The sequence below is a fragment of the Mucilaginibacter sp. P4_E8 genome (assembly GCF_056401495.1).
Genome location: NZ_JBFUJG010000143.1, coordinates 1 through 11,686 on the forward strand (window position 1 = coordinate 1; position 11,686 = coordinate 11,686).

Annotated in this window: 9 protein-coding genes; 6 read left to right on the forward strand and 3 right to left on the reverse strand. The window is 41.3% G+C overall.

The annotated features are described in order from the left end of the window. On the reverse strand, positions 1 to 1,206 hold a 1,206-nt coding region (locus tag AC1DRQ_RS26135; RefSeq protein WP_477428255.1), incomplete at its 3' end, for an amidohydrolase. Between the two features lie 131 nt (positions 1,207 to 1,337). Here AC1DRQ_RS26135 and mutL point away from each other — a divergent pair. The 6 genes from mutL (at position 1,338) to AC1DRQ_RS26165 (ending at position 8,986) form a co-directional block, all read left to right on the forward strand. Next, positions 1,338 to 3,194, forward strand: a complete 1,857-nt coding sequence (gene mutL, locus AC1DRQ_RS26140; RefSeq protein WP_429398955.1) for a DNA mismatch repair endonuclease MutL — start codon at positions 1,338 to 1,340, stop codon at positions 3,192 to 3,194. Positions 3,195 to 3,214: 20 nt separating this feature from the next. After that, on the forward strand, positions 3,215 to 3,922 hold the full coding sequence (locus AC1DRQ_RS26145; protein WP_429398956.1) for a rhomboid family intramembrane serine protease: 708 nt from the start codon (positions 3,215 to 3,217) through the stop codon (positions 3,920 to 3,922). Positions 3,923 to 3,957: 35 nt separating this feature from the next. Next, on the forward strand, positions 3,958 to 4,836 hold the full coding sequence (locus tag AC1DRQ_RS26150; protein ID WP_477428257.1) for a rhomboid family intramembrane serine protease: 879 nt from the start codon (positions 3,958 to 3,960) through the stop codon (positions 4,834 to 4,836). Continuing rightward, a complete protein-coding gene (locus AC1DRQ_RS26155; RefSeq protein WP_477428259.1) occupies positions 4,826 to 5,938 on the forward strand; it encodes an endonuclease/exonuclease/phosphatase family protein in 1,113 nt (370 codons plus the stop codon). The genes AC1DRQ_RS26150 and AC1DRQ_RS26155 overlap by 11 nt, the downstream gene beginning before the upstream one ends. Positions 5,939 to 6,136: 198 nt before the next feature. Next, positions 6,137 to 7,600 (forward strand): cysteine--tRNA ligase, encoded by a 1,464-nt coding sequence (gene cysS, locus AC1DRQ_RS26160; RefSeq protein WP_429398959.1) that lies wholly within the window; start codon positions 6,137 to 6,139, stop codon positions 7,598 to 7,600. Positions 7,601 to 8,122: 522 nt separating this feature from the next. Beyond that, the gene (locus AC1DRQ_RS26165; protein ID WP_477428261.1) at positions 8,123 to 8,986 is read left to right on the forward strand and encodes a hypothetical protein; all 864 of its coding nucleotides are present in this window, start codon (positions 8,123 to 8,125) and stop codon (positions 8,984 to 8,986) included. 171 nt (positions 8,987 to 9,157) lie between these two features. On the opposite strand, the gene AC1DRQ_RS26170 is transcribed toward AC1DRQ_RS26165, so the two are convergent. Next, positions 9,158 to 10,120 carry an AAA family ATPase gene (locus tag AC1DRQ_RS26170; protein WP_429398961.1) on the reverse strand — a complete coding sequence of 321 codons (963 nt, stop codon included), beginning with the start codon at positions 10,118 to 10,120 and terminating at the stop codon, positions 9,158 to 9,160. 6 nt (positions 10,121 to 10,126) lie between these two features. Beyond that, positions 10,127 to 11,605: a peptidylprolyl isomerase gene (locus tag AC1DRQ_RS26175; protein WP_477428263.1), complete on the reverse strand. Its 1,479-nt coding sequence runs from the start codon at positions 11,603 to 11,605 to the stop codon at positions 10,127 to 10,129. Positions 11,606 to 11,686 lie beyond the last annotated feature (81 nt).

Here is an 11,686-nt window from a genome sequence, read left to right on the forward strand (position 1 = left end):
ATGTGTAGGTTGTACAGATGGGATAATGCTGTTATCGCCAAACATTTTGATATCATCGGGCGATAATACCTGCGCGTGTTCAATACGCCAGCGTCTATCGTTTTTACCTTTTAGTACGGACGCGTAGATCTTTAACATGACCCGGTTGGCCGAATCGCCAATGGCATGGGTAGCCATCTGGAAACCCCTGTCGTAGATCTTTTTGGCTACTTCCGCAAAATGCTGCGGACTGCTCAATAAAAACCCGTTCCAGTTTTTTTGATCAGCATAAGGCTTTAATAAACAGGCCCCTCTTGAACCCAGGGCGCCATCGGCATAAACCTTAAATGCCCTCACATTTAAGCCCGGTGTTTTATAGGCTCCGCGCTTAAACAGGTATTCGTAATTCTCTTCCCTATCGGCCAGCATCACGTACATGCGCATTTTCAGGGAGCCTTTATGTTGCAGCTCGGCAATGGTATTTACCATGGTATAGGGCAGCCCGCAGTCATCAACTGTGGTTAAACCAACCGCGAAGCAATTTTTTTGAGCATCCAAAAGAGCATTCTCTATAATGTTAGCCGGCGGTTCGGGAATTTTGCGGGTTACAATACCCACGGCGTTATCAACCAGTATACCGGTAAGTTTGCCGTTAATAGTCTCAATTTCCCCGCCGTTAATGGTTTGCCCTGGTTTTACGCCTGCAATGTTCAAGGCCGCCTGATTAGCAATGGCCGCATGGCCGTCAACCCGGCTTAATATCACCGGCCTTACCGGAAATAATGAATCGAGCCGGGCTTTATCAGGGAATTGCTTTTTTACCCAGTCGTTCTGATCCCAGCCGTGGCCTATTACCCAGCCCTCGGTATTGCGGGTAGAGTAAGCCTCTACCGAGTCAACAGCCTCATCCCAACTATGTGTGCCCACCAGGTTAACTTCCTGCAAACCCAGGCCGTATTCATAAAAATGGGCATGTGCATCAATAAATCCGGGATATACCGCATTACCCCCGGCATCTACAACTTCATGTGCCAGGTATTTTTGTTCCAGCGTATCTGCATTGCCTATGGCCAAAATTTTACCTGCTTTTACTACAAATGCATTGGCCGTGGTAAAATTGCTATCAACCGTGTAAACCACAGCGTTTTTAACCAGGAGGTCGGCATTGTATTCTTTTTGTTTGCAGGCTACAGCAAAAAGGAGCAGCGCTGGCAATAATTTCTTCATAGGCGGATTATATAATATATTGGTAATGTAATTATTAAATGTTAAATGTATATACAAGTATCAAATCATAAAGTTATGCCTTCAAATATTTAATTTAGCATCGAATTCGAAATTGGAGGGATTTTTTTTAAATGTCAGACATAATACAGCTTTTACCTGATGCCGTTGCCAACCAGATTGCCGCGGGCGAAGTAGTACAGCGGCCGGCATCTGCCGTAAAGGAATTGATTGAGAATGCGATTGATGCAGGGGCCGGAAAAATCCAGCTCATTGTAAAAGACGCGGGCAAATCATTGATACAGGTTATTGATGATGGCTGCGGCATGAGCCTTACTGACGCGCGCATGTGTTTTGAGCGCCATGCCACCTCAAAAATACGCAAAGCCGATGACCTGTTTGCCATACGCACCATGGGTTTCAGGGGCGAGGCCATGGCATCTATTGCCGCTATAGCGCAGGTTGAAATGAAAACCCGCCGCCATGAGGATGAATTAGGCACCTGTATTTTTATTGAAGGATCAGAAGTGATAAGTCAGGAAGCCTGCTCGGCCAATACAGGTACATCCATCTCGGTTAAAAACTTATTTTATAATACGCCCGCACGCCGTAACTTTTTAAAAAGCAACCCGGTAGAGATGCGCCATATTATTGATGAATTTCAACGGGTGGCCTTAGCCAATCCGCAGATATTTTTCACGCTGCACCATGACGGGCAGGAGGTTTATCATTTGCCAGGCGCTGCGCTTAAGCAGCGTATAGTTCATTTATTCGGCAATAACTATAACCAACGACTGGTACCGGTTGAGGAGGATACCACCATTATTAATTTACGCGGATTTGTTGGCAAGCCCGAATTTGCCCGTAAAACCCGGGGCGAACAGTTCTTTTTTGTGAACTATCGCTTTATACGCGATGCTTATTTAAACCATGCGGTGCTTACCGCGTTTGAAGAGCTATTGCCCGATGATTGCTACCCATTTTATGTGCTGTTCATTGATATTGACCCTTCCAAAATCGATATTAATGTACACCCTACTAAAACCGAGATCAAATACCAGGACGAAAAAGCTATTTATGCGATTATACGGTCGGCGGTAAAACGTTCATTGGGCAGGTACAATATTACCCCCAGTTTGGATTTTGACCAGGAGAACAGCATTGAACACCTGATTACCCCAAAGCCATTTGAGGAGATCATAGCACCAACCATTTCATTCAATCCTGATTTTAACCCTTTTGCTGCCGAGAAGAAACCGGTACGTGAACATCCCTTTTTAAAGGATAGTAACAACTATCATAGCAATCCCATACCTAAAAACTGGGATACACTATATGAGATCAGTAAAAAGGAAACCAGCCTGCAGCACGAAATGCACCAGGAGGAGAGCATCGCTGTTAATGAGCAGGAAATAAGTAAATCAAGCGAGCGGCAGTTATTCCAGATCCATAACCGTTTCATCTTGTCGCAAATCAAATCGGGTTTTATGCTGATAGGTCAGCAGGCGGCACATGAACGTATTTTGTATGAGCGTTTTTTACAGCAATTGCAAAATCATTCGGGAGTGAGCCAGCAAAGTTTATTTCCGCAATCGGTAACACTAAACGGAAGCGATTTTGAGTTATTAAGAGAACTTTTGCCCGATATAAAAGCACTTGGTTTTGATATACGCGAATTTGGCAAAAACACCGTAGTTGTTGAAGGTGTGCCTGCTGAACTGAACAATGTAGACGAACATGAGCTGCTGGAGCATTTGCTGGAAGGCTTTAAAAACAATATGGCCATTTTGAAATTAGATAAACGTGATAACCTGGCCAGATCACTTGCGCGCAACGCGGCTATTAAAACCGGGACCAAATTATCATTAGAAGAAATGAACCAATTGATTGATCAGCTTTTTGCCTGCCAAATGCCTAACCAGGCATTGAACGGTAAGCCCGTAATCAGTACCTTTACATTAACTGAATTATTAGAACGATTTGAAAAATAGCCTTGGGCTTTTATTATACTATGAATCAATCACCATTTGCCAGTATAACTCCAGTTGTAAAAAACCTGCTGATCATTAATGTTTTGTTTTTTATAGGCTCCTATGTCTTAGAAAGAGCGGGTATTAATTTGGATGTGTTACTTTCTGCATTTTACTTTAATTCGCCATTATTTCGTCCGTGGCAGGTAGTTACCTACATGTTCATGCATGCAAATTTTCCGCATATATTTTTTAATATGTTTGCCTTGTTCATGTTTGGCCCAACTCTTGAATATATTATGGGGCCGAAGCGTTTCTTGCAATATTATTTTATTACAGGCATAGGCGCGCTGGCTTTGCAAATGTTGGTTCAGGCCATAGAAGTGCACGGCGTAATTGGCTCGTTCACAGTTGCAAACAGGGATATCGGTCCTTATGTTAATTATGCGGGCTTTAATAAACTAAAAGAGATATATTATGGGATCACTTTAGGAGCATCAGGCTCCATATTCGGATTGTTACTCGCTTTCGGGTTTCTGTTCCCCAATGTGGAAATGATGGTACTGTTTATCCCCGTTCCTATTAAAGCTAAATACTTAATTGGCGGATATATTGTTTTAGAATTAATTGGTGGTTTTGGGCAGTTTGCCGGCGATTCGGTAGCGCATTTTGCACATCTTGGGGGGGCTTTATTTGGCTTCCTGTTGTTAAAGTACTGGAGAATGCAGCGGCCCGACAATTTTTATTAATAAACAGGAGTTATCAAAATAAATAGCGCTTTATTATGAGTACCCTTTGGCAAAATATTCAATACAAAATGCTGCGGTCGGGCAATAAGTTAAACCTGCTTATCGGTATTAACGTTATTGTTTATTTAGGTATTAATATCCCTGCAGTGCTTGAGCTTCTTTTTACAGGATTTGATCATGAAAGCATTATTGCCTTTTATGCTAATGAATACCTGCGCATGCCTGCCGATTTACCAAAACTGCTTACCCGTTTCTGGACGCCCTTAACCTACATGTTTATGCATGCGGGTATTTTTCACATCCTGTTTAATATGCTTTGGCTGTATTGGATGGGGCAAATATTTGAAGAATACCTGGGTAATAAACGCACCATAGGTTTATACATCATGGGAGGGCTTGCGGGTGCAGTAGCTTACTTATTATGTTTAAATACAATTCCTGCATTTACAAACTTACACGCCGCTGTAAACAGTACAATTGTAGGGGCATCAGCCAGTGTTATGGCCATTGTTGTGGCCACAGCTACCTTATTACCCAACTATACCATATCATTAATATTAATAGGCCCTGTAAAATTAAAGTGGCTGGTGTTTGTTTTCCTGGTTATTGATTTTCTGAGCATTGTAGGCCCTAACGCCGGTGGCGAAATTGCCCATCTGGGCGGCGCGTTATTGGGTTTTGTATACATTAAGCAGCTAAAAAAAGGACACGACTGGATCGGAGCTATCGGTAGTATTTTTAAATCCAGATCCAAACTTAAGGTAGTGACCAAAAATACCAGCAGAAACTCAAGCGAGTATCCCCGCCAGGAGGAAATTGACCGTATATTAGATAAAATATCACAATCGGGCTACGAAAGCCTGAGTAAGCAGGAAAAGGAAATTTTATTTCGCGCAAGCAATAATGAGAGTTAAAAGGAAACAAAGTTTTATCGGTAAAATATTACTATGGATAAACCTGTTGCTTTGCCTGGCATTACTTATCAGTTATTTAGCTCCTAATGTTAACCCTCAAAAAGTTTGGGTCTTTGCTTTTTTCGGATTAGCGTACCCTCCGCTACTGATAGCCAACCTTATTATGATGGCTTATTGGCTACTGCGTAAAAGATGGCAGTTCGTGCTATCACTTATCACTATTTTATTAGGGTACAATGTATTATTCAATAATATAGGCTTCAGATTTTCAGGGGCCGATGTAGCTAAACCCAAACAGGAAAATTCAATCAGGGTAATGACCTATAACGCACACAATTTTAAGCGTTATGGATCAGGCAATGATATACCAACCAAACATGAAATTTTGGCTATGCTCAATGAGCAGCAGCCTGACATAATTGGGTTCCAGGAGTTTTATACCAAAAACCGGGGTCAGTATGAAATGCGCGACTCCATTATAAAAATCATGGGTGCCAATAATTTTTATTTTGAGCCTATTAATTTTAACAATACAGAAGCCATAGGCATGGCCATATTCTCCAAATTTCCCATAGTAGCTAAAGGCATGATCCATTTTTCTGATACCAAATCAGAGAATCAATGTTTGTATGTTGATGTGAAAAAAGGTGAAAAAACTTTTCGCTTATATAGTGTACACCTGCAATCCATTCGTTTTGATCCCGAAGATTATAAATATCTCGACAGCGTTTCAAAAAAGGGCAAAACAGATATGGGGTCAACCAAAAGGCTGGGCGGTAAATTAAAAATAGCTTTTATAAAAAGAAGTAAGCAGGTATTCACGGTAAAGGATCATGCCGCCAAATGCCCGTATCCTTACCTCATCACCGGCGATTTTAATGATACGCCTACTTCATTTGCCGTTAACCAAATGGCTAAAGGTTTGAAAAACGCATTCCGGGAAAAAGGATCGGGTTTTGGGCGAACCTATAATGGCGATTTTCCAAATTACCAGATCGATTATATCATGGCCAGTAGRCAGTTTGATGTATTGACTTACAAGATCATCGAAAAAAAATTATCTGACCATTATCCCCTGCGCAGTGACGTGGTGCTGAATTGATAACTTAATCAGAATCAAGAGCCAGGAAAAATGGCCGTGGTAATTTATCACCATTAGCAACAATCTTCTATCTTGTTTTTATCCTGATTCTTGTATCTTGATTCTTGATTTCAATTTTAAGATGATACACTTGTCAGCCCAAATACATTTCCCATTACTGCATTAGCTTGAAATTGAAAAAATCGTAAGTTTGCGCTCATGAAACAAAATTTGTTTGTTTACAACACTTTAACACGTAGAAAGGAAGAATTTAAACCACTTAACGCGCCACATGTTGGCATGTACGTATGTGGCCCAACTGTTTACAGCGATGTGCATTTGGGTAATAGCCGCACCTATATATCGTTTGATCTGATATTCAGATACCTTACTCATATCGGCTATAAAGTACGTTACGTTCGTAATGTGACCGATGCCGGTCACCTGGAAGGCGATGCAGGGGATGAGGGAGAAGACAAAATATCGAAAAAAGCTAAAATAGCCCAGCTGGAACCAATGGAAATTGTGCAGAAGTACACTGTTGGCTTTCATGATGTAATGCAGATATTTAATACACTACCTCCCAGTATTGAACCTACCGCCACAGGTCATATTATTGAACAGATAGAGTTGATAAAGGTTATACTTGAAAAAGGTTACGCCTACGAGGTTGATGGCTCTGTTTATTTTGACGTTGAAAAATATAACAACACCCAGAATTATGGCATATTAAGCGGCCGTAACCTGGAAGATCTGTTAAACAATACCCGTACACTGGGCGGCCAGCAGGAAAAGCATGGCAAGCTTGATTTTGCCCTGTGGATAAAAGCCAAACCCGAGCACCTGATGAAATGGCCGTCGCCCTGGAGCGTTGGATTTCCGGGATGGCACCTGGAATGCTCGGCCATGAGCCAGAAATACCTGGGCAACCAGTTTGATATACATGGTGGTGGTATTGACCTTGTACCAACACACCATACCAATGAAATTGCCCAGCATGTAGCATGCTGCGGTAAAAATCCGGCCAATTACTGGGTACATACCAATATGCTTACGGTAAACGGTCAAAAGATGTCAAAGTCATTAGGGAATAGTTTTTTACCTCATGAGCTTTTCACAGGCAATAACTCTATACTCAACAAGGGTTACAGCCCCATGACCGTGAGGTTTTTTATGTTGCAGGCACATTACCGCAGTACGCTTGATTTTGGCAACGAGGCTATGGAAGCATCTGAGAAAGGTTTTAAGCGCCTAATGAACGCCTTTGCCCTGCTTAATGGCTTAAAGGCCGGTAACACTACAGAAATTGAGATAGAGCCCTTAATGGGCCGTTGCTACGCCGCTATGAACGATGACTTTAACAGTCCGGTACTTATTGCCGAACTATTTGAGGCATCGCGCATTATTAACTCCGTGCATGATGGTAAAATGAAGATTGATGAGCCCAATTTACAATTGCTTAAAACGCTCATGAACACTTTTGTGCTGGATGTGCTGGGATTAAAGGACGAACAGGCTGACAATGATGACCTGCCAAACATCCTGAACCTGATAGTTGATTTGAGGAGTGAAGCAAAAGCCAATAAGGATTATGCTATGTCTGATAAAATACGTGATGGCCTGTCAAAAATAGGCTTTCAGCTAAAGGACAGCAAAGATGGTACACACTGGAGTAAGTCCTGATTTTTTAAAGCGAGTTGTAATAGCTGAACAATTTGGCTAAAGCAGCATCGCTTTTACAATTCACTGTATTCCTTTTCATATAGTTTTGCAATTGATCTGCCTCATCACCCAAGGGAGCACGCTGAACAGTTGTTTTTCCATTAACAAAATGAACAGACGCTACGACCCAATTAGTGAAAAGATGAGGCTGCCGTCAACTTCGGAAGCAGAAGATGCATTTATTCATCACACGGTAATTTTTTATAAATATGTTCACTGTGATATTTTTAATCCAAACATAATTATGCTTATTGGGTTAATTAGTTTTTATCCCGGCGCTTAAGTTAATAGTTTAGCGTTTTGTATAATGTATAAGTTTTTGCATGGTAAACTCCTCTCAATTACAATTAAATATAATCATATCCGTTTCAGATAAAAGTATATTTAGCTGCAATGCTATAATAGGATTTACGCATAGCAACGGCTCAAATTACATTCCTGACTTAAAATTTATTATTAAATTGCCCAAAAATCTAATATAACATGAAGAAAATAATATTAGCTGCTACATTTATTGGCTATAGCGTATTTGCCTTAGCGCAAACGGCCGCTGTTCAAGTAAATACGGTAGTTAGTGCCGAAGAAGCTTTTAATAAATTAGTTGACCGAAAAGGCATAAAAGATGGTTTTTTATCTGTTACTGATCCCGAGGGTATTGTATTTAAACCCAATGCCGTTAAAATAACTGATTTTTATAATAACATTGATAAACAAGCAGGCAAACTAAGCTGGCAACCAAAATTTGCCCGGATTTCGGCCAACGGCGACCTGGCATTTACTGCCGGCCCCTACATTTACTCGAACGGTAAAAGTGAAGACGATAAGGTATATGGCGATTATGTTTCTATTTGGCGGGCCGATGCCGAGAACAAGCTAAAATTGCTTATTGACCTGGGCATACAACACCCAGAGGCCGAGAAGGATGTAATAACTGACTTTAAAGAGCCTACTGCACCCCGTACAGCACCAAGTAAAGACCCATTTACCGGGAAAAGCATTATTATAAATACCGATAAAATATTCAACCATTCTTTAACCATATCGGCATTAGCCAGTTATAAAGAATTTTTGAGCCCTGAGGGTCGTTATTATTTTCCTGGTTTTGAGCCAATGACCGGTCCTGATGTAATTATGAAATTTATAAATAATCAGGCTATCAGCATCACTGCCGAAACTACTGACGCAGGCCGCTCAAGCAGCAACGACCTGGCCTATAGCTATGGTCATGCACGCATTACAAAAGGTAACGTAGTAAGTAATTACAACTATGTGCGTATTTGGGAGCTGGATAAGACAAAGAAATGGGATATCCTGTTAGAAGTGTTTTCGGCAGTTGAAAACGAATAGATAGTAATTGACTATATAAAAAAAGCGAGATACACTTAAGTGTATCTCGCTTTTTTTATACCTAACGTCATCCTGAACTTGTTTCAGGATCTCTCAGGACAGTAAGTTACCATAGTATACAACTTTATATGTGGGATGCCGAAACAAGTTCGGCATGACTTCATCGGTTAATTAAAAAAGCTGTTCAATAATATCATCAGCCGACAGGCCTTCGGCCTCGGCGTGATAGCTGCGTACAATACGATGGCTCAAAATAGGTTTGGCAATGGCCTGCACGTCTTCAATATCAGGCGAATACTTTCCGTTGATAACAGCATGGCATTTGGCCCCCAGGATCAAAAATTGCGAAGCACGCGGACCTGCGCCCCAGCTGAGTAAACGATTGATCTGCGGTGTTGCAAACTCACTGTTGGGTCTTGTTTTTGACACCAATTTTACAGCATATTCCATTACATGATCAGTAACCGGGATATTGCGTACCAATTGCTGAAAATAAATGATCTGACTGGCATTTAAAATCTTGTTAACATCTGGTTGCAGGGTACTGGTTGTGTTTTTAACTACCTGCAGCTCCTCCTGAAACGAAGGGTAGTTTAGTGCTACACTAAACATAAACCGGTCAAGCTGTGCCTCGGGCAGGGGATAAGTACCTTCTTGTTCAATAGGGTTTTGTGTGGCCAGTACAAAAAATGGCTGTGCAAGCTTGTGGGTAACCCCTGCAGCTGTAACTGCTTTTTCCTGCATGGCTTCAAGTAAAGCTGCCTGTGTTTTGGGCGGTGTGCGGTTAATTTCGTCGGCCAGGATAATATTGGAAAAAACCGGGCCGGGTATAAATTTAAAATTCCGGTCTTCGCCCAGTATCTCAGACCCGATAATGTCTGATGGCATCAGATCTGGTGTAAACTGTATGCGTTTAAAATCAAGGTCAAGCACCCGGGCAATAGTTTGTACCAATAAGGTTTTAGCCAAACCGGGTACACCTACCAGCAAACAGTGGCCGTTGCTGAAAATGGACACCAGCACAAATTTCACCACCTCATCCTGTCCTATTATAACTTTGCCTATTTCGGAGCGTATTTGCTGATATGCCTGCCTTAAAGCATCAGCAGCTTCCACATCAGAGTGGTGTTGCATATTTAATTAAGGTTTAACTTCCGCAGTAGCAGTAGCAGTTGGTGTGGTAATCCATTTTTTTAATATATCGCATGACTGGTATCCCTGGTCAATTTTAATAAAGGTTTCTTTCCTGCGTTTTTCAAACCATTGAGTTACCATACGGTTATTTTTATCCTCATAAGCAAACTCCTTTATTTTAGGAAAATCCTGGGCCAGGTTTGCCTTATGTGCGTTTGTTGCCGATTTAAGGTACAAAATTTTATAGCTCTTTTTACCATCGGCACCAACAAACAAATCCGGTTTTGAAATACTTCCTATTTTCATGGTATCAACAGTAAGAGCAACTTTAGGATCAAGCTTGTCAGTAGGGATAAAGGTTGACCGGTTTTGAACATTCTCTGCATTTAACATCATACCACCATTGTATTTTGTATCCTTATCATCAGAGTAATAAGCTGCCGCGCTTGAAAAATCAATTTTCTTGTTTTTCATCATCAGCGTATAAATACTATCTGCCTTGGTTTTTGCTCGCTCCAAACTTGCCTCGGTTACTACGGGTGTTATTAATATATGCCTTACGTGTATCTGCTCACCACGGCGCTCTATTACCTGCAAAAAGTGGAACCCGAAATCAGTTTCAAACACCGGCGATATTTCACCTGCCTTTAACTTAAATGCGTTGGCTGTAAATTCCTTTACAAAAGTAGTACGGTCGGCAAAACCCAGGTCACCGCCATCAGGTGCCGATCCGGGATCTTGCGAGTATAACCTGGCCAGTGTTCCAAAATCTTCTCCTTTTTTAACCCTTGCACGCAGTTCCTCGGCCTTTTGCTTATACATTTCCTTCTCCTCCTTGTTCAGTTGTGGCTGAAACGCTATTTGACCTACTTCTACCTCTTTATTAAATGATGGTAAGCTATCCTTTGGAATTTTTTCAAAATAGTCTTTAACATCCTGTGGGGTTACATTTAATTTTTCAGTAATGTGCTGCTGCATTTTCTGGGCAACCAATTGCTCTTTCAAATCCGGGCGAATCTCATCTTTATACTGAATAACTGAGCGGCCTAAAAATGCTTCCAGCTTTTCCTGCCCGCCAGCCCTTTGGGTCATTTCGCGCATCCTGCGGTCCACATTATTATCAACTTCATCATCTTTTACCTCAATACTATCAATAGCAGCCTGTTGCGCCAGTAGTTTTTGGGTTAATAATGATTGCAGTATCTTGCATTTAACATCCGGATTGGGTTGGTTACCCTGAACCAGATATTGAGCGTATGATAATTCGATATCTGATTGTAATATGGGGCTGTTACCAACAATGGCAGCAATTTTATCAAGCGTACGGCGCGGGCCACTTGCAACAGTTGAATCGGCCTTGGCAAGCGTTTTTGTAGTTGAATCGGGCTTGGCAAGTGTTTTTGCAGTTGAATCGGGCTTGGTTTGTGCCCTGGCAACTGATATGATTAAAATAAAACTTAAAATAACTATCCCTAACTTTCTCATGTAATACTCTTATACTCTAAATAAAACGGATCAATAGTCCGTTAAAAACTTCGAATTTCGGTAAAATTTATTAATTATAGC

Coding starts and splice junctions, on each gene's coding strand:
- mutL (WP_429398955.1), top strand. CDS start 1,338: ATGTCAGACATAATACAGCTTTTACCTGATGCCGTTGCCAACCAGATT.
- AC1DRQ_RS26145 (WP_429398956.1), top strand. CDS start 3,215: ATGAATCAATCACCATTTGCCAGTATAACTCCAGTTGTAAAAAACCTG.
- AC1DRQ_RS26150 (WP_477428257.1), top strand. CDS start 3,958: ATGAGTACCCTTTGGCAAAATATTCAATACAAAATGCTGCGGTCGGGC.
- cysS (WP_429398959.1), top strand. CDS start 6,137: ATGAAACAAAATTTGTTTGTTTACAACACTTTAACACGTAGAAAGGAA.
- AC1DRQ_RS26165 (WP_477428261.1), top strand. CDS start 8,123: ATGAAGAAAATAATATTAGCTGCTACATTTATTGGCTATAGCGTATTT.
- AC1DRQ_RS26170 (WP_429398961.1), bottom strand. CDS start 10,120: ATGCAACACCACTCTGATGTGGAAGCTGCTGATGCTTTAAGGCAGGCA.
- AC1DRQ_RS26175 (WP_477428263.1), bottom strand. CDS start 11,605: ATGAGAAAGTTAGGGATAGTTATTTTAAGTTTTATTTTAATCATATCA.